Source organism: Pseudomonas sp. Leaf434 (genome assembly GCF_001425545.1).
In the GTDB taxonomy this organism is placed as follows: domain Bacteria; phylum Pseudomonadota; class Gammaproteobacteria; order Pseudomonadales; family Pseudomonadaceae; genus Aquipseudomonas; species Aquipseudomonas siliginis.
Window position 1 is genome coordinate 2,000,181 of the sequence record NZ_LMQZ01000001.1, and the last position, 26,627, is coordinate 2,026,807.

At 56.3% G+C, this 26,627-nt stretch carries 24 protein-coding genes; 15 read left to right on the forward strand and 9 right to left on the reverse strand.

The window, feature by feature from the left end; genetic code table 11:
- Nucleotides 1-34: 34 nt before the first annotated feature.
- Nucleotides 35-940, forward strand: coding sequence for a LysR family transcriptional regulator (locus ASG55_RS08980; protein ID WP_016774575.1), 906 nt, complete (start codon nt 35-37; stop codon nt 938-940).
- Between the two features lie 121 nt (nt 941-1,061).
- Here the strand turns inward: ASG55_RS08980 and ASG55_RS08985 are convergent, their stop codons facing one another.
- The 3 genes from ASG55_RS08985 to ASG55_RS08995 form a co-directional block, all read right to left on the reverse strand.
- Nucleotides 1,062-3,521, reverse strand: coding sequence for a fimbria/pilus outer membrane usher protein (locus ASG55_RS08985; RefSeq protein WP_056786849.1), 2,460 nt, complete (start codon nt 3,519-3,521; stop codon nt 1,062-1,064).
- Nucleotides 3,522-3,718: 197 nt separating this feature from the next.
- Complete coding sequence (locus tag ASG55_RS08990) at nt 3,719-4,468, reverse strand: fimbrial biogenesis chaperone (RefSeq protein WP_041478776.1); 750 nt, start codon at nt 4,466-4,468, stop codon at nt 3,719-3,721.
- A gap of 68 nt (nt 4,469-4,536) precedes the next feature.
- On the reverse strand, nt 4,537-5,142 hold the full coding sequence (locus ASG55_RS08995; protein ID WP_056785673.1) for a fimbrial protein: 606 nt from the start codon (nt 5,140-5,142) through the stop codon (nt 4,537-4,539).
- 320 nt (nt 5,143-5,462) lie between these two features.
- On the opposite strand from ASG55_RS08995, the gene ASG55_RS09000 reads away from it, so the two are divergent.
- From ASG55_RS09000 to ASG55_RS09025, 6 genes are all read left to right on the forward strand, one after another.
- Nucleotides 5,463-6,683, forward strand: coding sequence for an EAL domain-containing response regulator (locus tag ASG55_RS09000; RefSeq protein ID WP_056785675.1), 1,221 nt, complete (start codon nt 5,463-5,465; stop codon nt 6,681-6,683).
- 173 nt (nt 6,684-6,856) lie between these two features.
- The gene (locus tag ASG55_RS09005) at nt 6,857-7,564 is read left to right on the forward strand and encodes a response regulator transcription factor (protein ID WP_041478777.1); all 708 of its coding nucleotides are present in this window, start codon (nt 6,857-6,859) and stop codon (nt 7,562-7,564) included.
- Nucleotides 7,565-7,571: 7 nt separating this feature from the next.
- A complete protein-coding gene (locus ASG55_RS09010; protein ID WP_056785678.1) occupies nt 7,572-11,204 on the forward strand; it encodes a transporter substrate-binding domain-containing protein in 3,633 nt (1,210 codons plus the stop codon).
- A 101-nt stretch (nt 11,205-11,305) separates the two neighbouring features.
- A complete protein-coding gene (locus ASG55_RS09015; protein WP_016774580.1) occupies nt 11,306-11,683 on the forward strand; it encodes a type 1 fimbrial protein in 378 nt (125 codons plus the stop codon).
- Nucleotides 11,684-11,991: 308 nt separating this feature from the next.
- Nucleotides 11,992-12,453, forward strand: coding sequence for a hypothetical protein (locus ASG55_RS09020; RefSeq protein ID WP_056785680.1), 462 nt, complete (start codon nt 11,992-11,994; stop codon nt 12,451-12,453).
- Between the two features lie 115 nt (nt 12,454-12,568).
- A complete protein-coding gene (locus ASG55_RS09025; protein ID WP_056785681.1) occupies nt 12,569-14,197 on the forward strand; it encodes a methyl-accepting chemotaxis protein in 1,629 nt (542 codons plus the stop codon).
- Nucleotides 14,198-14,235: 38 nt separating this feature from the next.
- Here ASG55_RS09025 and ASG55_RS09030 read toward each other — a convergent pair whose 3' ends face one another.
- Nucleotides 14,236-14,820 carry a hypothetical protein gene (locus ASG55_RS09030; RefSeq protein WP_056785683.1) on the reverse strand — a complete coding sequence of 195 codons (585 nt, stop codon included), beginning with the start codon at nt 14,818-14,820 and terminating at the stop codon, nt 14,236-14,238.
- 330 nt (nt 14,821-15,150) lie between these two features.
- On the opposite strand from ASG55_RS09030, the gene ASG55_RS09035 reads away from it, so the two are divergent.
- Nucleotides 15,151-16,107, forward strand: a complete 957-nt coding sequence (locus ASG55_RS09035) for a fimbrial protein (RefSeq protein WP_056785684.1) — start codon at nt 15,151-15,153, stop codon at nt 16,105-16,107.
- On the opposite strand, the gene ASG55_RS09040 is transcribed toward ASG55_RS09035, so the two are convergent.
- Together ASG55_RS09040 and ASG55_RS09045 are read right to left on the reverse strand one after the other, a co-directional pair.
- Entirely contained in the window at nt 16,102-16,461 is a 360-nt protein-coding gene (locus ASG55_RS09040; RefSeq protein WP_016774585.1) for a response regulator, read from the reverse strand. The genes ASG55_RS09035 and ASG55_RS09040 overlap by 6 nt on opposite strands.
- Nucleotides 16,462-16,484: 23 nt before the next feature.
- Nucleotides 16,485-17,924, reverse strand: a complete 1,440-nt coding sequence (locus ASG55_RS09045) for an ATPase domain-containing protein (RefSeq protein WP_041478782.1) — start codon at nt 17,922-17,924, stop codon at nt 16,485-16,487.
- Between the two features lie 313 nt (nt 17,925-18,237).
- Between ASG55_RS09045 and pstS the strand changes: the two genes are divergently transcribed.
- The 6 genes from pstS (at nt 18,238) to ASG55_RS09075 (ending at nt 23,490) form a co-directional block, all read left to right on the forward strand.
- Nucleotides 18,238-19,269: a phosphate ABC transporter substrate-binding protein PstS gene (gene pstS / locus ASG55_RS09050; protein ID WP_051600442.1), complete on the forward strand. Its 1,032-nt coding sequence runs from the start codon at nt 18,238-18,240 to the stop codon at nt 19,267-19,269.
- Nucleotides 19,270-19,343: 74 nt separating this feature from the next.
- On the forward strand, nt 19,344-20,309 hold the full coding sequence (pstC, locus tag ASG55_RS09055; protein WP_024012838.1) for a phosphate ABC transporter permease subunit PstC: 966 nt from the start codon (nt 19,344-19,346) through the stop codon (nt 20,307-20,309).
- Nucleotides 20,309-21,220 (forward strand): phosphate ABC transporter permease PstA, encoded by a 912-nt coding sequence (pstA, locus tag ASG55_RS09060; protein WP_016774590.1) that lies wholly within the window; start codon nt 20,309-20,311, stop codon nt 21,218-21,220. The genes pstC and pstA overlap by 1 nt, the downstream gene beginning before the upstream one ends.
- A gap of 75 nt (nt 21,221-21,295) precedes the next feature.
- A complete protein-coding gene (gene pstB / locus ASG55_RS09065; RefSeq protein ID WP_016774591.1) occupies nt 21,296-22,057 on the forward strand; it encodes a phosphate ABC transporter ATP-binding protein PstB in 762 nt (253 codons plus the stop codon).
- Between the two features lie 93 nt (nt 22,058-22,150).
- Nucleotides 22,151-22,849 carry a hypothetical protein gene (locus tag ASG55_RS09070; RefSeq protein ID WP_056785687.1) on the forward strand — a complete coding sequence of 233 codons (699 nt, stop codon included), beginning with the start codon at nt 22,151-22,153 and terminating at the stop codon, nt 22,847-22,849.
- On the forward strand, nt 22,849-23,490 hold the full coding sequence (locus ASG55_RS09075; protein WP_056785689.1) for a hypothetical protein: 642 nt from the start codon (nt 22,849-22,851) through the stop codon (nt 23,488-23,490). The genes ASG55_RS09070 and ASG55_RS09075 overlap by 1 nt, the downstream gene beginning before the upstream one ends.
- 304 nt (nt 23,491-23,794) lie before the next feature.
- Here ASG55_RS09075 and ASG55_RS09085 read toward each other — a convergent pair whose 3' ends face one another.
- The 3 genes from ASG55_RS09085 to ASG55_RS09095 form a co-directional block, all read right to left on the reverse strand.
- On the reverse strand, nt 23,795-24,844 hold the full coding sequence (locus ASG55_RS09085) for a tyrosine-type recombinase/integrase (protein ID WP_056785692.1): 1,050 nt from the start codon (nt 24,842-24,844) through the stop codon (nt 23,795-23,797).
- A 1-nt stretch (nt 24,845) separates the two neighbouring features.
- The gene (locus ASG55_RS09090) at nt 24,846-25,088 is read right to left on the reverse strand and encodes a DUF4224 domain-containing protein (protein ID WP_056785694.1); all 243 of its coding nucleotides are present in this window, start codon (nt 25,086-25,088) and stop codon (nt 24,846-24,848) included.
- A 115-nt stretch (nt 25,089-25,203) separates the two neighbouring features.
- On the reverse strand, nt 25,204-25,515 hold the full coding sequence (locus ASG55_RS09095) for a hypothetical protein (RefSeq protein WP_056785696.1): 312 nt from the start codon (nt 25,513-25,515) through the stop codon (nt 25,204-25,206).
- Nucleotides 25,516-25,729: 214 nt separating this feature from the next.
- Between ASG55_RS09095 and ASG55_RS26920 the strand changes: the two genes are divergently transcribed.
- Nucleotides 25,730-26,434, forward strand: coding sequence for a hypothetical protein (locus ASG55_RS26920; RefSeq protein ID WP_162245412.1), 705 nt, complete (start codon nt 25,730-25,732; stop codon nt 26,432-26,434).
- The last annotated feature ends 193 nt before the right edge of the window (nt 26,435-26,627 follow it).

The window sequence follows — 26,627 nt, forward strand, 5'->3', positions numbered from 1 at the left end:
CAACATGCCTTCAAGCTTTTCGCCAGGACCGGCCATGGACAATTATTCGCAGCTGCTCGCTTTTATATGGTCTACCGAATGTGGAAGTTTTTCTGCTGCCGCGCGCGCCCATCACCTGACGCCATCAGCGGTCAGCAAACTGATCACCCGCCTGGAAGATCGCTTGCAGGTCCGGCTGTTCCAGCGCGGCTCACGCGTGCTGACGCTGACCGAGGAGGGCGCCGCTTACCTGCGCAGCGCCAAAGCCGTCGTTGAAGCCATGAACGAGGCGGACTCGCTGGCCGAGGCGTTGCCCTCCAGGGTCAGTGGCACCCTGCGCATCCACACCATGACCTCTTTCGCCAAACACCAGATCGTGCCGTGGCTACCGGAATTTCTGGATTTGTATCCCTCACTGGACGTTGAGATCCAACTCGGCGCGCAATTCGTCGATCACTTCGAGCAAGGGCTCGATATCGCCATCCACAGCGGCGTATTGCCCAGCTCATCACGCATTGCCAGACGCATCGGCGAATGTGAATGGCTGATCTGTGCCTCGCCGCAGTACCTGGCTGAACACGGCACACCAACCACACCCGCAGATTTGCTGAATCATCGTTGCTTCAATTTCAGCTTCGTCAGCCCGTGGAACAAATGGTCATTTTTGCAGGATGGAGACGGCGTCTCGGTACCGGTGACCGCCAGCGCGTCGTTTACTCAAGGCGATCTGTTGCGCGACATGGCGCTGTCAGGCGCTGGCGTGGTGAAGCTTGCGGACTTTCATATCGGGCTTGATGTAAAAGCGGGAACGCTAGTGCCGTTGCTTGAGGATTTCAAAACGGGTGTGGTCGAGCCGATCTACCTGCTTTATTCGGATCGCAAGCATTTGAGTCCACGGATACGAGTATTCATCGAGTTTTTTCAGAACAAGTGGCGTGAGCATCCGTGGAAGGTCTCCTGACGTTCAGCTCTGGGGGCAGCGTATTGATCAACGCGATGCTCAAACTGCGCATTAAAAAGCCCTGAATCATCAGGGCTGAGTTTTGGTTGAGGGGGCGTAGAGTGACAAGCTCGCGGTCGGTCTACTTCGCGCTCGAAGAGCAGGCCAACCGGTATTGCTCATAGTTCAAGCCTTCGACCTTTTCCGGCAGCTTGTACGGCACGGGGCAGCTTTTGCCCTGCCACTTGATGGTGATGACACCGTGATCTTTGGTCACCAGCGCCAGGGCCTTGCCCGTCGGATCTGACAATGCCAGTTGTTTGCCGTCGCTATCCAACAGCACCGCGCCGAATGGAATCGGCTGGCCGTTGGCATCGTACAGTTCAAACTGGACGCGTCTGCCTTTGCTGCCTTCGAAGCGTGCAAGAACTATCGAACCTCGTCTTGGCACCAGTTGCTGGGTGGCATTGTCCAGCTCGATCTCACCGCCCAGGTTACGCGTGTCCAGCGTTACCCAGTTCACGCGGTACGGTTGCGCGTTAGGCAGAACCGCATAGCCGTTCAGGCCGGTTTTCACACCCGAATAGCTGCTGACTTCGACGCCCGACATGCCGGGCACTTCCACCAGACCGAACGTTTCACCGACGGTCTGGCCCATATTGATGCCGCCTGCATGGGCCACCAGCGATCCGGCGGCACTCAGGTTCTGTGATTCATAACCGTTGCCTCGGTTGTAACCCAGGCTCAGGTCGCCCATCGATGTGCGGGTACTCAGGCTCAGCGAGCCAGATCGATCGCCTTGGACACTGCGCCCGGTCTGCACGGAATAGTAGGTGTCGCTGTCCTCGGTCAGATAACCGTTGATCCCGGCTTGGGTGCTGGTACCGGTGTTCTGATGGTTACTGGAAATGTAGGCGCGCGGTGCGCGGGGTGTCGAACCGAGCGGAAACGAAATCGAGACGCTCAGTTGTGTGTCGTTGCTGGTGTCACCGCGCGCGCCGAACTCCTGGGTTTTGCTCAGGCTGATGTTGTAGTTCAGGTCGCGCCAATTGTTGTTGTAGCCGGCGGAAAAGCTCCGCGAGCCACCGCGATCCCAATAGCGCTGGTCACTGGCGTTCAGGTACAGCGAGCCGAACTGGCGTGCTTCGCCCAAAGTCTGGTTGACCGTGAGGTCGGTGCGGGTTTTGGAATTACCCAGGCGCCGGGTGGCCCCGGAGCTGGTGTCCTGGACATGGTCGGTCAGCGTGCGGTAACCCTCGGTCGAATAACGATAAGCGGCGAGGGTGAAGCTGGTATCGGTGCCGGTGAAGGTCTTTGCATAGAGCGCGCGTATGCTGCTGCCCTGGGTGGTTTTGCCGAATGCCTTGCTGGACGATTGCGTCACGTCCAGGGACATTGCGCCAATCGAGGTGTTCTTCGCCGCACCGACTGAAATCGCCTTGAAACCATTGCTGGCCTGAAGGCCGGCAATGCCTGTCAGGTTGCTGGTCAAGCCGTAGGCGAACGTGCCGCTGAGGAAGGCGGGCTTGTCATAGCCCTCGCTGTTGTTATTGAATTTGCCGCTCGACAGGCTGTACTTCAACTGTCCCTCACGCACCATCGTCGGCAGGGCGGAGAACGCCTGCCGGGTTACCTTGCGCCGACCATCCGCTTCGACAATGGTGATCTCCAGGTCACCGTTGGAGCCCGATGGGTAGATATCACTGATCTCGAACGGACCCGGCGGCACGTTGGTGGTGTAGAGAATGTAGTTATCCTGGCGGACCTCGATCGTGGCGTTGGTTTCAGCAACGCCACGTATGATCGGCGCATAGCCGCGCTCGCTGTCTGCGCGCATGCCCTCATCAGAGGCCACCTTGACGCCTTGATAGCGCACGCTGTCGAACAGATCCGAGTCGGAAAAGATTTCACCCGCGCTCAGTTGCCCCTTGATCGCCGTGAGGTCGCGCTGGATGAACGTGCGGTTGCTGACAAAACGATTGGGCCGGCCGGTGGAGCTGCTCAGATTGGACTCGTTGCGCAGACGCCAGGCGCCAAAGTTGATGCCGTTGCGCAGCCCCAGGTTATTGGAGATTTGCGTGGTGTAATCGGTTTTGCTGCGGGTGCTGCTCAGCTGGTAGTTGATGAAACCGGCGGCCACACCTTGGTCCCAAAGCTCTGGATCTACATAGCCGCGCATGCCACGCGCCATGGCGACCTGCGGCACGCTGATATTGAGGCGCAGGCGGTTGGCATCGAAGCTGAGACTGGCTTGCTCGATCATTGCAGGCAGGTCGTAGTGATCGGCAGGGTGTTGCTCGTCAACCAGACCCTGCTCACGCAGTTTGCGCATGTCCACACCCAGCTGCTGCAACAGTTCCAGAGTGATGCGTGGCTCGACTTTGCCGTTGACCGGGTTGGCCGCGAAATCAACGTCGCGTCGACCGACCAGCGTGCCGTTGCTGAAAACGTCAACGCGGTATTGGCCCGGCAGTACGCTGTTGGCATTCAACAAGGGTTGCAGATCGACCGCTGATGAACCTTCAAGGAACAGCGTATTGAAAGATTCACTCGCCACTGCGGCCGGGGCTTCGGCGCCCACGGCGAATCCGCAAATGGCCATGTTGATAGCAAAGCACAATGGATGCAGGCAGCCCAACGCCGCTTTGTTTTTCTGGCGCGCAACATGATGCTTAACACAACTTTCAGATGTGTGGTGTTGGGAGGAAAACATGCAATTTGCCTTATCAGTCCGTGTTGCTTCAACCGGAGTCCGGAACTTGTGAATAGCTTGTAAGTTGGCAGGGTGGGGTGGGGGATTTACTGGGCGGAGGCATCTTTCACGCGCTCGGCATGGCTTTCGGCAACGCTTAGTGGTGCATCGAATCGTTGTTGTGCGCCGTAATCGTTAATTGCTGAAAAACTCAAATGCGAAGTACCAGCTGGCAGATCTTTCAGATTGAATGAGCGAACTTCCCCTGGAACGATCATTGTCGAATCAATTACCAATTCCGCTTTTTTTCCTGCAACGACTTTCAGATCGGCCAGCGACACGTGGTAGTTGCTTTGGTTTTTTACTTTCAGCACCGACTTGCCAGCCTGAGTGACCAATTGCCATGCAAGTTGCTCCGGTGCCTTTGCGGCATCACCGGTGAGTCCGTCCGGGCGGAAGAAGACCTTGATACGCTGACGTACCGCCAATTGCAGCGTGTTGACATCGGCAGCACTGGCCTGGGGGATTTCCTGCACGTTCAGCCATACCACCGACTCCTTGTCCGCAGGCATGCCGCGGCCTTCATAAAGAATCCTCAGTAATTGCTGTTGATTGGGCTCAAGTTTGGCCAGTGGTGGAGTAACTGCGAAAGGCGGTGCGCTGCCAGCGGTGTCGCCGGCATCCAGCCACGATTGCGCCAGAATGGTTTGTCCGCCGTTGCGCACGGTGACATTCGCCTCTTTGTGCGCGCCATCGAAGATAATCCGGGTGGAGCTCAAGGAGATGCTGGCGAATGCCGAGTGCGTCATCAACACCCCGGCAAGCCCCAGGCAAAGCGGAAAGTAGCGACTTAACATAGATTTCACCGATTAATCTGTTCGGGAAGGACGAGGCACAGCGGCCCCGTCCAGGTATTGCGGGCTGCTTATTCGTATTCGAGAACGAACGGCAGAGTGGCGTTACCGGTACCGGCAGTAGCGGTGGTCTTGTCGCCGGTGGTGACGTAAGCGGCTGCGAACGACAGGGTGCCATCACCACCTGTGGTTGCGTCGCCAGTCAGGTTGGTCTGCACTTTGGCAGTGGCTTCGGAGCTCAGGTCGATCAACTGGCCATTGCTGTCCAGCAGTGCGATACCAACGCCCTTGGCCGCGTCTGCACCCTGCAGCTTGAGAACTTTCTTGCCATCAACCAGGCCCGAACCGCCGTTTACGGTTGGTTTGAACAGCATCGAAACCTTGGTGCCAGCGTTGCAGTTCACTTTCAGGTTGAAATCGTTGGCGGCCACACGACCGGCGCCCGGAGCAGAGTCGGTGCCCATGTCTTTGATCGACACGCTGCCCATGTCCACGGCAATCATCTTGTCGTTACCCGAAGCGCCGTCTACCGAGCAGGCGTCGTTGTTGATAACGCCGGTGAAGCTGATTTGACCGCTGCCGCCCTTGACAGCTTTAGCGGCTTCTTCTTCAGCCACTGCGCCAGTGGAGGCAGCCAGTACGGAAAGAGTGAGTACTGCGAAAGCGAACTTTTTCATGTTTATATCCGAAGTTATTGTGAAGTGCTGCATTGAAATGCCAGGCCATATTAGGTGTGCGGTGGTGGCGGGTCTTTGGGATTTGTCTTAAAGCGATAAAGGTGCGAGCCGGTCAGTAATATGGCAGTGGCGTATTCATATTTGCGGTAATGGTGCAGCGAACCAAATGAGACAATTCTCAAAGTCGTGCGGTCTTTGTCTGGCTAGTATTCGCGGATGCAGAAATTCTCAGTCAACGCAAAGTTTGTGAGCGGGCGTCCTGCTTGAAAGATTATTCAAACTTTCGCTATCAACGACTGATAGAAAGAGGTTCCAGGTTTGTGAACACGCTTCGTATATTGGTCTTGGAAGATCACGCCTTTCAGCGCACGGCGGCAGTCAGTGCGCTTAATAGTCTGGGGTACAAAAATATCTTTCAGGCGGCTGACGGCAAGGATGCGCTGGCTGTGATATCCCAGGCTGGAGGCGTGGACGTTGCATTGTGTGACTTGAGCATGGCCGGGATGGATGGTTTGACGTTCTTGCGCCTGGCGAGAGAGGCCGGTTTGATTCGTGCAGTGATCATCTGCAGTTCACTGCCTGAAGACTTGTTGCGCACGGTTGACCGGATTGTCACGTTGCAGGGGCTGGAATTGCTTGGCAGTGTCGGCAAGCCTCTGATGATCGATGTGCTGGGGCCATTGTTGGCGCGTTATCGGCCGCACACTCCGGGCGATACCAAAGTGGTGGAAAGTCATCTCGATCAGCCTTCGGAGAACGAAGTGCTCGAAGCGATACGCCGTCAGGAATTTCGCGCCTACTTCCAGCCCAAGTTTCATCTGCGCAGTGGTGAGGTGGATGGCGCCGAGGTGCTGGTGCGATGGCAGAGCCCCAGTCGCGGCTTGCTCTCGCCAGGCATGTTCTTGCCGACGATCGAGCGCTGCGGGCTGCTCGATGAGATGTTTTTCAGCCTGCTCACGCAAGGCTTGAGTCTGCAGCGCTTCGTCCAGTCTCACGGCAAGCCGTTCAAGCTGGCGTTCAATCTCGACGTGACGCAGATGGCCAATCCGAATCTTGTCGACCGGATCAAGGCGCTGTTGCGCATCCATGGCGCCTCGCCAGCTGGGCTCATTTTCGAGCTCACGGAAACCGGCCTGCTGCAGATGCCCGAGATCAGCATGGAAAACATGGTGCGTCTGCGCATGCTCGGCTTCAGTCTGGCAATCGATGATTTCGGTGTCGGCTATTCTTCACTTGAGCGGCTGTGCCAGATGCCGTTCAACGAAATCAAACTCGACGCCGGCTTCGTGCAGAATTTCCATCAGGCGCGCTACAGCGCGGTCATCCACGGGGCGTTGGCCTTGGCGCGGGAATTGGACATGCGCGTGGTGGCAGAGGGTATTGAAACCGCAGATCAGGTTCAGCATCTGGCGCGGCTTGGTTGTCAGTGGGGGCAGGGCTTCTTCTATGCTCGCCCGATGAATTGGGCGCATTTGGTCGACTGGCGTTTCGAAGGCCAGAAGTCGTCCTGGCGCCGCGCAATAGGCACATCCGATCGTTGATGCAAGCGGCATTCTGACTTTTGGGACAAAGCCCTATTTCGTCACGCCTTCAAAACACTCATCATGTGCCGAGAAATCAATCAGATGCACCTGAATGCTTCGGTGATGCCCGGGATTTGCTGCGGTTGCCAAGTGCTGATGGTCCTCCAACACTCTTCATCATGGAGCTGTTCATGCATTGGTCAGTCGTGAATCCGTTACGCGTTGCCATCCTTGATGATCACTCGCTCATACGTCTGGCGATGAAGTCGCGGCTGACGCGCGAAGCCGAGTTCAGTGTCGTAGGTGTGTATGGCAGCAGCGCGCAGTTGCTCACCGGATTGCGCGAAATCGACATCGACCTGCTGATACTCGATTACAAACTGCACGATGGGGAGCTGGACGGGCTCAATCTGATCCGCCTGCTGCGCAAGCAATATCCGGGCATGCGCATCCTTGTCTCATCTTCCGAAGAGCGCCCGGCGGTAGTGAATATGGCGATCGGGGCGGGCGTCAGCGGATTCTTCGGCAAGTCGCAGTCGGTCGATGACCTGATCACCGCCATCCGCAGTGCTGCGTCCGGCCAGTTGTATCTTTCGCCGGAAATGGCCTTCGAACTCGATGTGCTGCCTGCGTCGGTCGACGAACCTGCTGGTGCCAATGACGATGGCGCGGCGCACGGCGACGACTTCCTCAGTAATCCTCTTCTGTCACCGAAAGAAAAAGAAGTATTGCGCTGCTGCCTCGAGGGGATGGGAGTGACGCAGATCGCTTTGAAGTTCTCGCGCAGTCGCAAAACCATCAGCGGGCAAAAACAGGCCGCTTTCAAAAAGCTTGGCATTCGTGGTGATGCGGAGCTGTTCAAGTTGCAGCACAGCCTGACGGCGGACAACCAGGGATAACTCGCTTATGTTTCATCTGTTGCGCGGTGTTTTGCTAGTCAGTGTGCTTGTCATGTTCGGTAGCGGGTCGTTGTGGGCAGCAGAGCCGCGCACTCTGCAGGTGTTCGGTCGGTCTGACTGCAAGGAGCTACAGGTCGATCTGGCCAATGAAGACTGGAGTTGGCTGCGGCAGAAGCGCAGTCTGGTGCTGGGCTCGGCGCTTCCGGATTTCCCGCCTTATGTCATGACCGCCAGCGGTACGCGGTACGAGGGAATAGCCGCCGACATCGCCTGCATTATCGGTCAGGCCTTGCATGTCGAAGTTACCGTCAAGGCTTATCCCGACCGTCGCGACGCCATGGCGGCGCTCGAGCGTGGCGACATCGACATGCTGGGCAGTTCCAACAGTTTCGAGTTGATCGACGGCCTCGTCACGCTCAGTAAGCCTTATGTCGAAGACGTGCCGGCAATGTTCATGCGCGGTGATGATCGGCGCCCGATGCCGGCCAATCTGGCCGGTTTGCGTATTGCGGTTGCCGACGATTACCTGCCTTCCAGTCAATTACACGCGTTATACCCCAACGCCGAATTCGTGCTTTTTCCATCGAACGAGTTGGCACTGGCTGCGCTGGCTTTTGGCAAGGTCGACCTGTTTCTCGGCGATACGGTGTCGAGCAATTACCTGATCAACCTCAACTACTTCAACTATGTGCGGCTGCACTCTTTCGTCAAAACCCAAACCAGCGGTTTCAGCTTTGCCTTGCGCCGGGGCAACGACCAATTGCTGCGTCTGATCGATTCGACCCTCGAGTCGCTGGGTGATGCGAAGATTGCCGAAATTACCAAGCGCTGGTCGGGCGGCGGCGGGGCGCTGACGCCCAAACGCATTGACCTGACACCCGGCGAAGCACGTTGGCTTGAGCTGCATCCGGTCGCGCGGTTCGTGATCAATGACGATCAGGCACCGTTTGCATTCTTTGATGGTGACGGCAACTTTGGCGGGATCGGCGCTGATCTGCTCGAGCTCATCCAGCGGCGTACCGGCTTGCAGATCAATGTCGAGCGCACCGACAGCTTTTCCAGTCTGAGCACGCGTCTGCTGGATGGCAGCGCGGATATTTCTCTGCTGACACCAACGGTCTCGCGGGAAGTCGGCATGCGTTTCACTCATCCGTTCCTTGCCAGCCCCTTTGTGATCGTCACCACCAAGGACGCAGGCGCGCCTTCAAGCCTGCAGGAGCTGCGCGGCAAGCGCGTCGCAGTGCCCGAAAGTTCGGCTGAGCGTGAGCTGCTCAAGGACTACCCCGACATCGAGATCGTTGATAACGAAACAGTTCTGGGCGCCTTGGCTGACGTGAAGGACGGTCGAGCGGACGCGATGATTACCACGTTGCACAGTGCGCGCTACTACATCGCCCACATCTACAGCGACAGCTTGCGTATCTCCAACATCGTCGGCATGAACAAAGGCTTCCTCGCTTTCGCCGCGCGGCGTGCCGATACCGAACTGGTCAGCATTCTGAACAAGGCGCTGCTGAGCATTCCGCCGGATGAGCTGGACGTAATCCTCAACAGGTGGCGTCCCATTGCAGCGTTTTCGGGTTTGTCGTGGCGCGATTACAAGGCGCTGATCTACCAGATCAGCGCTGGCGCGTTCCTGATTATCCTGGGATCGCTGGCGTGGAATTTCTATATTCGCCGGCAGATCCGCGAACGCAGCCGGGCAGAGCGCTTGCTGGGCGATCAGTTGAAGTTCATGGGCGCGTTGATCAACGGCACGCCGCATCCCATCTACGTACGTGATCGTGAAGGTCGGCTTGTCACCTGCAATAATAATTATCTGCAAACATTTGGCCTGCTGGAAAAGGACGTGATCGGCAAGACCGTGCTCGAAAGCGGCAAGCGCAATCGTCAGGAGGCGTTGCAATTTCACGACGACTACCTGCGCGTCATCGAGCAGGACGAACCTTACGAGGTGGATCGCACGCTGCATGTCGGTGATACGCGGCTGATCATTTACCACTGGATCCAGCCGTATCACGACACGGCGGGTGAAGTCAGAGGCGTGATCTGCGGCTGGATCGATATCAGCGAACGCCGTGAACTCATCGAGGAGTTGCGTTCGGCGAAAGAGCTGGCTGACGAGTCGAGCCGCGCCAAAACCACGTTCCTGGCGACCATGAGCCACGAAATCCGTACGCCGATGAGCGCCGTGATCGGCATGCTCGAACTTACCCTCAAGCGTGCCGAGCAGGGACACTTCGATCGGCCGGCGATTGAAGTGGCATACGACTCGGCAAAAGGTCTGCTGGAACTGATCGGCGATATCCTCGATGTGGTACGCATCGAATCGGGCCATGTCAGCCTTTCGCCGAAACGTGCCAACCTGCGCGAATTGGTCGAATCCGTGGCGCGGGTGTTCGACGGCTTGGCCAGGCAGAAGAGTCTGGTGCTTAAGCTCGACATCGACGCCACTGTCGGCTGTGACGTATTGGTTGATCCGATGCGCTTCCAGCAGGTGCTCTCGAACCTGGTGGGCAACGCGATCAAGTTTACCGACACCGGTCATGTCACCGTCTCGATTCGCGGCCAACGTCTCGCTGACGAACGCTTACAGGTCGACCTCAAGGTCGAGGACACCGGCATCGGCATTTCCAGCGCCGATCTGCAGAATCTGTTCCAGCCGTTTTCCCAAGCCAATCATGGCCCCTCCAGCAGAGGCGGCACCGGTCTGGGACTGGCGATCTCCCGTTCATTGTGCGAATTGATGGGCGGGCGGCTGAACATTACCAGTACGCTTGGCAAAGGCACCTGCCTGGAAGTGTCGCTGTTCTTCAATATTCTCAGCCCGCTTGGCGGCAAAGTGCTGCCTGTTTCGGTTGTTCAGGACAAACCGGTACCGACACTCAGGATTCTCGTAGTCGATGACCAGAGCGCCAACCGCCTGCTGTTGACGCAGCAGCTGAGTTTCCTTGGCCAGGCGGTGCGTGATGCCGCCGACGGTGCCCAGGCATTGGCGCTGTGGCGCTCGGAGCCGTTCGACATTGTGATCACGGACTGCAACATGCCGGTCATGAACGGCTATGAGCTGGCCCGCACCATTCGCCAGGACGAACGCGAAAGTGGTGGATCGCCGTGCATCGTACTGGGCTTCACGGCCAACGCGCAGCCGGAAGAAAAAGTGAAATGCCGGGAGGCCGGGATGGATGATTGTCTGTTCAAACCGATCAGTCTCGGCACCTTGTCGATCATGCTTGCAGGCTGGGAAAAAAATGTTGAAACCCAGCCATTTGAAAGCCCGCCTGCGGCGACTATCAAGGAGCTGGGTTCGATTCGCGAGCGTCTTGACGAGCTCACCGGAGGCGATCTCGACATGATGAAAGAACTTCTGCGCGAGGCGCTGTCGAGTTGCGAAAAGGATCTGGAGGAGTTGCATTCGCTAATACCCGAAAGCGATCCCGGGCTGTTGGCTGACCTGGCGCACCGCATCAAGGGGGCGGCGCGCATTGTTGCCGAGCATCAGGTCATTGAGGCGTGTAACGAGCTTGAAGCCGAGTGCGAGGCGCCTGTTATCGATCCGCTGGACCTCAATCGCAGTGCATTGAAGCTGGAGCATGCACAGGCTGATCTGATCAAGAAAATCAAACGGATCGAGCTGTAAACGTATCGGCTCATGACCATCCGACTGGCCTTGCATTAAAGCTGACGTTAAAGATCATTTTGCAGCGGGCGATACCTTGGTAATAACCATGGAGTTTCGCGATGATCATTCGACGTCCTTTATTGATTGCCTGCCTTTGCCTGCTCGGTTTTGACACCGTCAGCGCAGCCCAGTCTGCGCCGGTCAGCGGAGTGATTCGCTTCAGCGGTCGAATTGTCGAGGCAAGTTGCATTGCCAGTGGCGCCAGCCATTCTTCTGTCGAGTTGCTTGATTGCCCCCAGGCAAGCACCGGGCAGATTTTTACCGTGAACAACGTCAGTGCGGCAGGGCGAGGTGAGTCGCGCCAGCAGGTGTTTGTGAAGGTGATTGCCGATACTCATGAGCAGGACGATTATTACGACCAGCGCTTGCTGCTCACGGACAACAAGGGTCACCAGATAACGAGCGGTAATTACGTAGTGACGATGACGCTGCCTTGATGGCTTGGAAAGAATGAGTCTGCGCCCCTTGTTTCAAGGTTACTGACAAAAAGGGGCGTTAATAATGAGAATTGTCTGGTTCGCACAGAACCGTCCCGCGCTTCTGGCTTGTCGCCACTCCCCTGCGTTGCAAAATCCCTCCTTCAACACTTTCTGAGCCAGACCATGCGCCGATCGCTTGGGCTGTCGTCAAGGTGTGGCTTTTTATCATCTATCCCTGCGTTCATTTTTGAGACAAGTCTCATATCAGGCAGGTTGGCCCTTGGTTATTTTCTTGAAAGGAAGAATGGAGCTGCCAAAGGTGTCCGATGTTTCTTGAAAATAACCGCAGTCGATCCTTGCGGATCCTGATCGCCGATAGCGATGTGCGCAGAGGTCTGTCAATCGAACAGCAGTTCAACAAGCTGGGCTGTCTCAGCGTCTTGAACGTTTGCACTTATCGTGACCTGAAAATACTGACGTATTACTGCCCTCAACGGTTGAGCCTGGTCGTCGTCAATGCTGAGTTGCTCAGCGAAATGGCGATGGATCCGCTCGACTTTTTCGGGGAAAACCCGCTGATTCGTCATCTGCTGATTTTCAATCCCAACGATGATCACCAGTGGTCGAAGACCTTCTTCAACCCGCATCCGCAACGCTGGATGCGCCTGGTCTCGAAAATCAATCTGCCGCGCCTGGCAGATTTTCTGATGCTGGCCGACCCGGCGCTCAAGGAACTTGCGGAGCCGGCCTCGACCGACTCCACACTCTCTTCGTGCGCAAACCGCTAGCTGCTTCACCTTCCCGCGATGATCCACGTAGACGCTGAGGTGCTATTGCCCAGCGCCTGCTGTGCCGCCCACTCGTTTGCCCCATTGTCTTGAATACACTCTAAGGTAAGGCATCATGCTGCTTCGTAAACTCAATCTCGCGCCTCGTTCGGCGCTGTGTTTCGGCTTGTTCTGTCTCATGATTATCGCGATCGGATTGATCGCTCTGCAGCAAGTCGACTTGCTCAACAAGGCAGAAACGTACGTCGAGACGACGATCGTGCCGAGTATCAAGCTGCTCGGCCAACTCGATCGAGAGTTCGTCGAAATCAAGGGCAACAACGCTCGCTTGCGCAATCCCATCGAAACCCCTGAGCGCAAGGCGCAAGCCCTGATGGACATTCAGCAGTCGCGTCAGCTGATCAAAAAACATCAGCAAGCGCTCATTGATCTGCTGGCCACTGACGCTGGGCGCGAGGCGTTCGAGGAGTTTGCCAAAGCACAGAAGGTCAACGATCAGGCGCAGGACCAATACCTTCAAACCGTGGCGAACGGGCAGCTTGAAGCGGCCATTGCGTTGTCAAAGAATCAGATGCGTGCTGCCTCGGATGGTGTACAAGTCGCGCTCAAGAAGCTGATTGCACTCAACGAAATAGAAGCTTATGAGGCGGGCAAGCAGGCCGACAATGTCTATGAGCACACGCTGTTGATCGTCAGTGTGTTCATTCTCATCGCGATCGGTGCTTCGTTGGCCCTGGCCGTGTTGTATACCCGCAGCCTGACGGTACCCATTGCAGGCTCGCTAAGGGTGGCGGAATGCATCGCCGCCAATGATCTGAGCGAAACCATTGCGCTGGATGGCTCTGATGAGGCGGCGCAAATGCTGTCGTCATTGGCGGCGATGCAAACCAGCCTGCGAGATGCCTTGATCATGATCCGTGATTCGTCCACGCAGTTGGCCGAGACCTCGGAGGTCATGCACGGCGTCACTGAAGATATCTCGCGTATCACTCAACGTCAGAGCCATGAAATCGAAATGGCCGCCACCGCCGTCACTGAAATGAGTGCAGCGGTGGAGCAGGTTGCAGACAACGCCGCATCGACCTCGCAGTTGACGTCGGAATCAAGTGCCGCAGCCGTCGCCGGTCGAAGCCAGGTCAGCGACACGGTAGCCGCAATCAACCTGATGGTGTCCAGCGTGCACAGCACCTCGGCTGAGGTGCAGGCGCTATCGACCATGGCGAGCGATATCAGCAGCGTGCTGGACGTTATCCGAGAGGTTGCCGAACAAACCAATCTGCTTGCCTTGAACGCAGCGATCGAAGCAGCGCGGGCGGGGGAGGCGGGTCGCGGTTTTGCCGTGGTTGCCGATGAGGTGAGAGGGCTGGCGCAGCGTACTCAGAAGTCGACCGAGGACATCGAGTCCATGGTCAGCTCCATTCAGTCGGGCACCAGCCGCGCAGTTTCCTCCATGAGCCACACCCGCGCTCAGGCCGAGAGAACGCTCGAAATGGCCAATATCGCCGGCGAAGTGCTGACCGACATCACTGGCTCGCTGAATCTCATCAACGAGCGAAACCTGCTGATGGCAACCGCTGCAGAAGAGCAGGCTCAGGTTGCGCGTGAAGTGGATCGCAGCCTGATCAGCATTCGCGACCTTTCGTGTGAAACCGCAGAGGGATCGAAACAGACCGCAGTCGCATCGGCGGAGCTGTCGCAATTGGCGGCGTCGCTGAACAAATTGACCAAGGAATTCAAACTTTAATCAGTAAACGTAAAGCCCTGGCTATCAGGGCTTTTTGATCAGCGCTCGATCGGCGCAGCAAAGTCTTGCGCATGGGGTGCAGAGTCAGTTTGTGCTGGCGATGCGGTTTGTGCTGTCAACTGCTCAATGCAGCTGGCGAGTTGTTTTTCATAGCTTTCAAGTACCGCTTCGGCTTCAGCTTCGCGCTCATCACGCAGGCGGAAGAAATCGTCGCGATTGAGTTGGTCCGCAACAAGTCGGATGTTTTGCTCGATGATCGCGCACAGTGAATCTTCATCCTCTAACGCCGCGCTGGTCAGGGCTGCCTGTCGATTGTTTTCGAGTTCGGTTTTTGCGTGCTCAGCGGCCTTCGCCTGTTCCTTTGCGCTAAGCAGGTCGGCTTCCAAAACCTGTTTCTGTTCCGCCAGGCGCTTCAGTTCTGCGCTCATCGACTGGATTGCATCGGCGCGCTGGGTGAGTTGGACCTCCTGTTGTTGCACCACAGCCTTCAGTGGAAACAGTTCATTGAGTTGGTAGCCGGCGACCACAGTCATGGCGATCAGTGCCAGCGCAAGAATGGTCAGGCAGTAGATGGCGGCGTTGCTCTGGGGTTTTGAGCTATTGAGGGTATCGAGGGCTCTCACGGAATCGTTTCTCCTATCAAGAGTAGACAGTGTAATAACCTCGATTCGCTGGGCCTTTAAGACGAGTCTTAAATTGTGCTCTATTTGCGTATGTCGATAACGGCTAACATTTGTTAACGAATTCGCAGAAGGCTTCTTGTTTAAACCGACTATCTAAAGTTTCTTGTGGGTCCATGAGAATTGTCTTGTTTGCGAATAAATAAACTTTTTGCTCAAGCTCCTTTTTTTCATTATCGTCTGCTGCCGCTTTGGTGGCGTTTACTGCTGATAGTTCACGCAATCGTCCGCCATTCAAATGTTTGCAAACACGGCGAGTTCAGAGAGATTGCTATGAAGTTTTCCCATGTTTTAATTGTCGGTTTTTTGTATTTACTGCCATTTAACGCAATGGCTGCAGTTTGCGAATTTTATCCCGACCATTCCAAGGGCAGTGTCAGGGTGGTTCTTCCAGCCACGATCTCGGTGCCTCGTGACACGCCCAACGGCACGGTTATCTATGAAAGCCCGATCGTGACCCTGGGCGCCATACCCAGCTCATTCAGGTGCTCTGCGGTACACAACGAAGGTGTACGCAATACTGTCGGCGTTACTCAGCCGGGCGCGGAGATTTTTCCTATCGGAAATACCGGAATCGGCTGGCAATGGGTCCGACCGCCATCGGGGAAAGCGTGGAAAGGCTTTCCAGGAACTACCGACACTGCTGGCGGTTGGGGTTGGAATGGTTCTGAGCACATCTTGCGTTTTGTAAAGACGGGAACTATTTCCGGCAGTGCGACGATACCCTCAGGCCAACTTGGGACCTTCGTCGCTGCAGAAATCGAGCCTCTGGCAATGAATACAAATGGCACGCGGATCGTCTCGCAGTCTTGTGAAACACCTGATGTGAAAGTGGATATGGGCAGCTACACCATGAGCGATTTTTTGCAGAACGGTGACTATGCCAAGGAGAAATATTTCTTTCTTGATATGAAAAACTGTCCTCCCGGAATCAATAACTTCAGGTACTCCTTTTCGCCCACTGCGGGCAGCCCTGCATGGAGCGCTGATACCGGCGTGGTACACCTCAACAGTAATTCCACTGCCAAAGGGCTGGCATTGCAGATGCGCTTCAGTGACAGGACGATACTCAAGCTGAACCAGAATTACATAATGAAAGCGCCAACATCGAGCGGTGGTAATGCATCCGTTTCCTTGCAAGCCCGCTTCGTGCGCATCGAGCCTTCCAATGCGCAAATGCGAGCGGGCGATGCCAATGCCGAAATTGCCTTTGTCGTCGAGTATCTATGAGCCCAACAGCCTCTTCACCTCAGCCACAATCACCGCAATATCAAACGGCTTGGGCACCACCACATCAAACAGATCCGAACGCTGCATGCCGATGTGCGCTTGCGCGCCACTCATGAGAATGATCGGCAAGTGTTTGACGGACGGCTGGGCACGCACGGCTTCGGCGAATTCGAGGCCGTCCATGACCGGCATCATGAAGTCGGTAATAACCAGCGCCGGACGTTCTCTTTCCAGCACCTCGAGCGCTTTCTTGCCATTGCTCGCGGTCACAGTCATGAAGCCCTCATCCTCAAGCGCAAAGCCAAGAATGTCAGCAATCAGATACTCGTCGTCGACTACCAGGATGGTGGTCATGTTATTTCAACCCGCTTGCAGACTTACGAAATTGAACCAGGCAATGACTCAGCTGTGACTGAAGGTTCATTTTTCAAAGCCTTTTCCAGGAACACATCTTGATCACGGATAACCACCTCGAACCGCGACGGGTTGTAGGAGCTATCACGTATCTTGAGAATGGAAAGCGTCCTGTGAAGTTCAGCGTGATTCTCAAAGAAACGCATGAGCATCAGGTTGTCGACAATACTGGACAGGTCGGAGTTCGGTGCGCTGACCTCGGAGCCGAACAAATCGCGCATTTCCCATGAGGCGAACACCGTAACGCCTCTGGATCGCAGCTCATTCATCAGCGCGCTGAAAAAGTCGGTGATGCGTTCCGGTGTGGTTGAAACCCGAGTCATGCCGCTGAGGCTATCGATGAACAGGCGCTTGATGCCTTTTTCATCGACCAGGCTCAGCAGGCGTGCGCCGAGGCCGTCCAGCAAGCCTTCGGTAGTTGGCTGCCAGGCAATGCTCAGCGCACCGCTGTGTTCCATGTGTTCGATATCAATGCCCAGCGAACGGCCTTTCAGCCGCAGCCGCTGCGGGCTTTCATAGAAGCCGAAGTGCAGGCCCGGCGCTTCGGCCGTCGACTGTGCGATGAACTTCAGACCCAGCGTGGTCTTGCCGATCCCGGAAGGCCCCATGACCAGCGTCACGCTGGAGCTGTGCAAGCCACCACCGAGGATGTCATCCAGTGAAGCAATGCCGCTTGGGATGCGCGTCATGTCCGCGCTGTCAGGGGCGGAAGGGCGCTTGTAGAGACTTTCGAGGCGCGGGTAGACGACCAGGCCGTTATCGGTGATCTCGCACTCGTGAAGACCGGTCAACGCGCCGCTGCCGCGAGTCTTGCGCAAATGAATGCGCCGTACCGAACGGGTACCGAACAGCTCTTCGCCCATTTCGATGACGCCGTCGACCATCGTATGCTCGGGGCTGCCGTCGTCCAGGCGCGAGCTGGTCAGGAACAGCACGGTGCAACCGGCAAATGCGGCATGGCCTTGCAGTTCAGAGATGAATTTTTTCGTATCGATCGGCGAGTCGGCTTTGGAACGTGCGTTGAGCAGGCCGTCGACGACCATGACGGTCGCCTTCTGCCGGGTGATTTCGCGCCGAAGCAGCTTCACGACTTCATCAAGGCCTTCGTTTTCCAGCGTATCGAAGGCGCTTACAAACTGAATTTCCGCGCCGACTCGCGAGGCGTCGAAGAAACTCATGGTCGACAGAAACTGGAACAGACGGTCGTGGGACTCGGCCAGCAACGTGGCGACCAGCACACGGCCGCCGTTTCGGGCGTGGTGAAATCCGAGCTGATTGGCAAGGATGGTCTTGCCGGAGCCCGGACGCCCTTGAATGATGTACGAGGCGCCCGCGACAAAGCCCCCCTGAAGCAGCGCGTCGAGCCCTTCGATCCCGCTTTGAAGGCGTTTTAGCTTTTCCACAATGCAACCCTGATCTGAATAAACAGGCTTGTTCAGCCGAATGAGTGAAATGCTAACGCCATTTCCGGTTGAGGGCCATAAAGGCTGGGGAAAAGTAGCGTTTTTGCAATGTGAACCTGGCACGTGACTGCTCGGGATCAGGGGGTAGTGACAAGTCCGGCACAGGAAGATTCGATTTTTCGAAACCCGGAAGCCGATTACATCCATAGGCGCTGCTGCGGACCATGAGGGTAACGCTTGCCACTTTGCTTTCATGAAATCGTCACAAAACTGCTGCAGAGTTCGGGAGCCCGTAATCACTAGGTGTCATTTAATGAAAAGTTTGATGAAGTCTGCTGCGCTCGCCATTGCGGTATCTCTTTGTGCCACCTCGGCCTCATTTGCAGCAGAAAATGTTCGCCTGACGGGGTCCGGAGCAAGTTTCCCGGCGCCGATCTACCTGACCTGGTTCAAGGATTTCAGCAAGAAATCCGATGGCGTCACTGTCGATTACCAATCCAAGGGCAGTGGCGCGGGCGTACAGGACTTCTTGAACAAAACCGTGGATTTCGCTGCCAGTGACTCGGCAATGAAAGACGAAGATATCGCCAAGGTCGCCGAAGGCGTGCAGTTGCTGCCAATGACCGCCGGGGAAATCGTGCTGGCCTATAACCTGCCGGGCAATCCCAAGGGCCTGAAGCTGCCACGCGACGTCTATTCCAACATTTTCCTGGGCAAGATCACGCGCTGGAACGATCCGCAGATCGTCGCAGCCAACCCGGACCTGAAACTCTCCGATACGCCGATCACCGTTGTAGTGCGTGCAGATTCCAGCGGTACGACCGCGGTATTCACCAAGCACCTGGCAACAGTCAACGCCGAGTTCAAGCAGGCGTTGGGTGAGGGCAACACCGTCAACTGGCCGGCCAGTGACAAGTTCATCAAATCGCCGAAAAACGATGGCGTAACCGCTACCGTACGCCAGACCCCTGGTGCGATTGGTTACATCGAATATGGCTTCGCGAAGCTGGCCAAGGTCGACTTTGCCCAGTTGCAGAACAAGGCTGGCAATTACGTAGTACCAAATGCCGAAAGCGGTGCCGAGGCCCTGGCGGCGGTGAAAATGCCGGAAAACCTGGTGGCCTGGCTGCCTGATCCGGACGGTGCCAAGTCCTATCCGATCACCTCTTATACCTGGATGATTTTCCGCAAGGACAATGGCAACCCGGCCAAGGCCAAGGCCATGCGTGAAATGGTCGAATACAGTCTGACCGAGGGGCAGAAGATTGCCGATTCGATGGGTTACATCCCGTTGCCGCAATCGGTCGTCGAACAGGTTCGCAAAGCGTCCGCCAACATTCAGTAACGCCGTGAGGTCTCTCTCGGCGTGTGCGTCTGCGCCACGCCGGGAAAGTTTTCCCCCTGTTCCGGACTTAGCCCATGAACAAACCTTTTGTCGTACCGGTTAATCCCGACTCTGCCTGCCAGCCACCTTCGACGAAGGATTTCCTGGTTGATCGCACCTTCCGCGCGCTCGCACGCATCGGTGTGGTACTGATTCTGGCGCTGGTATTTGCACTGGTGTTCGAAGTCGGACGCAAGGCACTTCCCGGTATGGAGAAGCACGGCTTTGATGTGCTTCTGGGCAGTGTGTGGGACGTCAACCAGGGCAAATACGGCATCCTGCCGGCCATCTGGGGCACGCTTTACAGCGCCTTCATCGCGTTGCTGATCGCCGGTGTCTTTGGCGTGAGCATGGCGATTTTCCTGACCCAGGATTTCCTGCCGACCAAGCTCGCTGCGCTGTTTCGCACCATCGTCGAACTGCTCGCGGCCATCCCCAGTGTGGTCTATGGCCTGTGGGGGATCTATGTGGTGATTCCGGCGATTCGGCCGCTGACGACCTGGCTGAACAGCGAGCTGGGCTGGATACCCTTTTTCGGCACGTCCCTGAGCGGTCCGGGCCTGCTGCCCGCAGCTCTGGTGCTCGCCATCATGATTCTGCCGACCATTGCCGCCGTTTCGCAGGACGCGCTTACGGCTGTGCCGATGAAAACCAAACAGGCCGCGTACGGCATGGGTACAACCCATTGGGAAGCGATTCTCAAGGTGATGGTGCCTTCGGCTGCCACCGGCATTTTCGGCTCTCTGGTGCTGGGCCTGGGGCGCGCGCTGGGTGAAACGATGGCGCTGGCCATGCTGGTCGGCAATGCCAACAACATTTCCCTCTCGTTGTTTGCACCGGCCAACACGCTTGCCGCTCTGCTGGCGCTGAACTTCCCCGAAGCCGGACCGAACGAGATCGAGGTGTTGATGTATGCCGCGCTCGTGCTGATGTTGATTACGCTGATCGTGAACATTTTCGGCTCGATGATCATGATGTACGCCCAACGGGGTAACAAGTGATGACTGATCTGACCGCAGCAACAGACCTGACGGCGCCAACCGGTGCGATGCCCAGTTTGCAACGCAGGTTCGAAGGCCGCGCGCTGCGCAGCCTGATCCTGACCACCCTGGTCTGGGCAGGTGCTTTGCTGGCCAGCGTGCCGCTAATTTCCGTGCTCTACATGCTGATCACCCGCGGTGGCGCGCGTCTTAACCTGGAAGTCTTCACCGAACTGCCGCCGACCGGCTTCGAGATGGGCGGCGGTTTCGGCAACGCGATGGCGGGTACCTTTGTGATGGTCGGTATCGCGGCAGCGATCGCGGTGCCGGTCGGGATCATGGCGGCCATTTTTCTGGCTGAACTGGGGCCGGATAGCAAGCTGGGGAACGCCGCGCGTTTTGCCGCCAAGATGCTTACGGGCCTGCCGTCGATCCTGGCGGGGGTGTTTGCCTACGCTTTGGTAGTAATGACGACTGGCACGTATTCGGCACCGGCAGGTGGCGTGGCGCTCGCCGTCCTGATGCTGCCTATCGTGGTGCTCACCGCAGAAGAATCGATGCGGATGGTGCCCAAGATCATGAAAGATGCTGCTTATGGCATGGGCTGCACTCGCTCGCAGGTCATCTGGAAAATCATCTTGCCGACCGGCATGCCGGCGATCCTGACTGGCGTGATGCTCGCCGTGGCGCGTGCCGCAGGCGAGACGGCACCTTTGTTGTTTACCGCGCTGTTCAGCAACTACTGGATCTACCACCAGGGCAATCTCGATGTCATGAATCCGACTGCCTCGCTGGCGGTGCTGATCTACAACTTCTCCGGCATGCCTTTCGATAACCAGCTCGAGCTCGCATGGGCGGCCTCGTTGGTGCTGGTGATGATCGTGCTGTTCGTGAACATCATCAGCCGGATTTTCGGCAAGCCCAAGTATTAAGAACGGGAGCATCTGATTTTGAACGTATCCACTGCGCAAATTGCCGCTCCGTTTGTCACCCAGGCGCCTGTAGTCATGGACTGCAAACTGGACAAGATTTTCTACGGCAACTTCATGGCAGTACGTGACAGCCACGTGCCCATCGAGAAAAACAAGATCACCGGATTCATCGGTCCCTCAGGCTGCGGCAAAAGCACCGTGCTGCGCAGTCTCAACCGGATGAACGATCTGGTGAAGGGCTTTCGTTTTGAGGGCCATGTGCATTTCCTCGGCCAGGATGTCTATGGCAAGGGCGTCGATCCGGTGGTCGTACGTCGCTACATCGGCATGGTGTTTCAACAGCCAAACCCGTTTTCGATGAGCATCTTCGACAACGTTGCGTTTGGTCTGCGCCTCAATCGCTACAAGGGCGATATCGGTGACCGCGTCAAGCATGCGCTGCAAGGCGCCGCGCTGTGGGACGAAGTCAAGGACAAGCTCAAGGTCAGCGGCCTGTCGCTCTCCGGTGGCCAGCAACAACGCCTGTGTATCGCCCGGGCGATCGCCACTGAGCCGGAAGTCCTGCTGCTGGATGAGCCTTGTTCGGCACTGGACCCGATCGCCACCCGACGCGTCGAAGAGTTGATGGTCGAGTTGAAGAAGGACTACACCATCGCACTGGTCACTCACAACATGCAGCAAGCCATCCGTGTTGCTGACACCACAGCGTTTTTCTCGGTGGATATTTCCCAGGGCACGCGCACCGGTTATCTGGTCGAGATGGGCCCGACGGCGCAGATCTTCGACAACCCGCGTGAACAGATGACCGGCGATTACATCAGCGGCAAGTTCAGCTAAGTCACAGCACCGGTCACGGCCGCCTACCTGCACAAGCCAAATGGATTTGGCGGGCACCGGCGGACATTTACCAAGCGTTTCCAAGGAGCTCCAATGCCTGCCACGCATCGCCTTGATTTGCCTGCGATTGAACGCGCACTGCGTAACGTGCAGAGCCGTTTCGCCGAGCTCAGCCGGCACTTCACCGAGCCCCGAGACCCGTTCACTGACGAAGTCCTGAACAATGTGCTTGAAGGTTATGCGTTGGTTGACGAATATGTTGCCCGCGGCATCGACCTGTTCGATCTGCAGCAACTGAACCTGATGCTGGAGATCAATGCCACAGTGCTTTGTGGCCGGGATCCGGCGCGCCGGCTGGAATACGCCCAGCATCTGGCAGCCACTGAGGCGCACTTCTTCAACAATGTTGAGGGAGGCATCAAGGACTTGTACAACTGGTATTGCGCGTATCGCAGTGAATCGGTCTGGAAGCGTGCAGCCGGTGTCTATGTGCGCATTCTGAGCAAGCCGCAGCTGTTTATCGAAGGCAATAACCGTAGTGGCTCGCTCATTGTGAGCTACCTGCTCATGCGGGCGGGGCTGCCTCCATTCGTGTTGACGCTGGAAAACGCCGAGGGCTATTTCAACCCGTCTTCGGTCATCCGCAACTCCGCCAAGCATGGCGTCAAGGCGTTGTACGAATTGCCCAAGATCAAGAAAAAATATGCAGCATTCTTAGAAGAACAGGCGCCCGATCCAATGAAGTTCTTTCTCAAAGGCAAGCCTTTGCCTCTCTCTCAAGGTGGCCATTGATGAACTGGGCACCAGCATTTGCCAGATTGAAAACCTTCGGCAGCCGGGCAGGGCAGGCTATCCGCTGCGCTTTGCCGCAGTTGTTCGAACGTCAGCGCATACGAATTTCGTTCGATATCGATGACACGCTCGCTTGCCAGCTCCACCACTGCGCAGTGGAGAAGAGTCGACTACCGGCCTGTATTCATCGCTGGCTGGGTGAACCGTTGCGGATGGGCACACGATCGCTGATCCGAGAGCTGCGTCGCCAGGATTGCAGTGTCTGGGTCTACACCTCATCCGGGCGCACGCCGTCCTATATCAGGCGCTGGTTGGCGCTGTACGGTATCCGCGTCGATGGCGTGGTCAACAGCGTGCTGCACAACCGTGCGCTGACGGCGCACGGGATGTCGAATGCGCCTTCCAAGTATCCGCCAGCGTTCGATATCGACTTGCATGTCGATGATTCGGAGGGCGTGCAGATTGAAGGCAAGGATCATGGCTTCCGGGTGGTCGTGGTGCATCCCGAGGATGATCGCTGGGCGCAGAAAGTGCTGGATTCGGTGGCCAAGGTCCAGGCGCAGCTCGCCTGGCAGCAAATGTTCAGACCTGAAGAGCCGGTGCAACAGCGTGCGGAGGCTGTCTTTGAGTCGCTTGGCTGAGCGGGTACGCATTGGCTGTCTGGGCAGCAGCGCCTCAGGTGTACGAGGCGCTGCTGTGAAATGACTCAACAGATGCGCAAACGATGCTGCGCAAACATATCTCGCAGAAACGACAAAGCCCTGAATAATCAGGGCTTTGTCGTATCAAATATGGCGGAGGCGATGGGATTCGAACTCATGGACCTGTTACAGTCGACGGTTTTCAAGACCCAATTTTCGTTACGATACGTTTATTTTTTTTTGACACCCCTACAGCCCGCATTCTACAAGGGGCGTATTCTGAGTTTTGTAACGGTTTTTGGGGCTATTTCGATGGTTTAGCAATGGCGCCGACGCGCCGGTAGACGCGTTCGGTGATGTCGCCTTTGGTGTGGCCAAGGAGCAGGCTTGCGTCACCAATGTCGAGAATCTCTGACGCGGCTTTAGGCCGTATGTCGCGGAACTGGAAGCTGTTGATTTTTTCATCCAGTAGCGTGTCACCCAGTTCCTCCGCCTTTTTCTTGGCCTCTTCTCGGGCCTTGTCCCAGCGGTCGCGCAGCATCTTCGCGGTCATGCGCTTGCCGCGCTCACTTACGATCAAATAGCTGCAAATATGCTGGGCGTTGCGCTCAGCCATTCTTTTGATCAACAGCCCCAAGCTGTTCAATTCACCGGCGTCAGTCATTTGGATGCGAAGCTTTTTGTGCGTCTTGTTCTGCTGCACGGTGAGGTATCCACCCTGGATATCATCGGCTCTCATGACCAGCACATCTGCCGGTCGCTGGCCAGTCAGATAAGCCAGGTCCATCGCGTCCTTCAGCTCTTGGGCTGCCTTCCTGCAAACCGCATCCCAAACCACGTCGTTCGCGTAGTAATCCCGCGGTGTCTCTTTATTTTTGCGTACTCCCTGACAAGGATTTTCCTTCGTCGTCAGACCCCATTCTCGAGCAATGTTGAAAATATGGGAGAGGGTGGCGATTTCCCGATTCGCCCGTACCTTCGCCGATCGGGCGTCGCGGTAGCCTGCAATCGTCGCCGGCGTGATCGAGTCAATCGGTGCGCTGTAGAACATCGTCCGTAGCTGCTTGATCTCTGCCAAGTTGTCCTTCTGTGTGCGCGGGGCTTTCTTCGGAATGATGTCGCGTACATACCGATCGAAAATCCCCTTCATCGTGCGCAGATCGAGTGGCTTTTCCTTGGCCTCCAGATCCGCCCATTTGACCCTGGCCAAGTCCAGATCCTTGCCCAGCGGGATCGCCTTGCCTGTGATATCCAGATAGTAATAGGCGATCCAAACCTTTCCGCTTTTTCGTGTTCGCGTCCACTGGAACATCCGAGGCGGCAAATTTCGAGTTTCGGTCTTGCGGGGTCGCATATCAGTTCACTCGTGAAAAGTCAGGTGTCCAGACCGGTGTGGTCGACGGCGGGTTGGGGTCGGCAATCGCGGGACTGATGATGCCCAGCTTCATGCGGGCATACATACGGCCCACCAGTGGGCGCTTGCCGCGGCTTTCGACGAACACCCACTGGCGATCAATCAGCCAGCGGCGCTGGTAGGCACGGGCCTTGTAGCCGGTGAGTTCGGCCAGTTCCTCATCGGAGAGGATTTCGGTTTCCATGAGGTATTGCTCCATGCCGAGCGTGGCGGCAGAAGGTTGTTAGAAGTTTCGAGGTTCTTTTCGCTGCTGGGGGGATTGAGCGCGGTAGCCGGCAAAGCTTGTTAGGATCACGGAGTCACTCCGTACCCATCAGGTAGGTCGGCTCTCTTGCTTCAGCCAGCCAATCGCGAAGACACCCGCATTCGGCGTACGGCGGGTCTTCATCTGTCCACTGCATGTCGAGAGTCTTTTCGCTGGTCAGCTCAACATCCCAATCCGCGTAGTCGGCCGGGTCGTCGCCGTTCATTTCAGCAAGCACGCGACGTGCGTCGTCCTCGCTGGCGGCGGCAACCCAGTCTTGATCGCCGATGCTGTAGCAACGCAGATCGGGACGCCTCGGCTGGTTGCCGTTGAGTTCGAATTCTGGAGCTTGGTTTTCTTCAGACATGACTTCGTCCTTGCCGCTATAGCGGCTGACTTTGAAGGGGGAGGGAGATACTGCGGGGTGCTGGTGAGTACGATGCGGTCGATGCGCTTGAACTCGGCAAGCATCAGGGCGCCAGCTTTTACTAGTTAACGAGCTGGAGTCGACAGCTTCTAGAGAGCTTCATCGTTTGAATTGGATGGTGGATAATGCCAGAAACCACTTTTTGGAGTTTTGTATGGCAGGGAATAATGAATGGTCAATTTTCTTGGAGAATCTTGGCAAGGTAGCCGCTTGTTCTGTTGTTCTGGTTGGCGTTTCTTTTTGTGCTGGATACTTTTCCCTAAAGGGCTATCTGAACTCATTAGGGGCTAGTTGGTTCTTAGGGTTTTACGGTGCCACCGAGTTTGTAGTTGGTGGTATTTGGTATGCTGCTTTTTTGTTTTTTGGTATGGTTTTAGTGCTGCTTATCGCCAATCTGAGTTGGTTGCCTCAGTTGTCTTTAAGGATTGCTAGTTTTATTTTAGGAACGTTAGTGGTGGTAATTGGGCTTGTACTTATTATGGGTTTCGGTCGGCAGGAAGCCATGTCGTATCTTGGCACTACGTGGGCTTTTGCCTTGATTACATTGGTTTGTGCGATAAATATATCTGTTGCCGTTCATGACCAAAGTGGTGGCACTCCGTATTACAGACTTCTTGGACTGCTGTCTGGTAGTAGCTATCTTATCTGCATTGTAGTGGTTATTCCGTTGATTAATGGAGATTCGTCTGCTCAGCTCTTGCGCAACGAAGATTCTAAGGTCACGAGCTACGTTTATAGGGTAGAGGGCGAAAAAAAATTTATTCTGGTTTCAGCTGGCGGTGGAAAGATGCTTGTAGTTGACAATGACATGACAACATTTAGCGTCGTTGACCCGTCTACTATCTGGGGGGTCAGATAGAGAGTGTAATATCTGCGGAATTGTAGATCGCTTTCGTTGCAGTCCATCAAGGTGGCGATGTCGAGGCGCATGAAGTCGCTCCAGTTGCCGCCGTCTGGGTTTAATTCTGCGGGGTTGATTACGATGTGGGCAGTGCGCGCAAATTGCTCGTGATGGTGTGAAAGGCTGGGAAGTCCAGCCCGACACCTGCCGC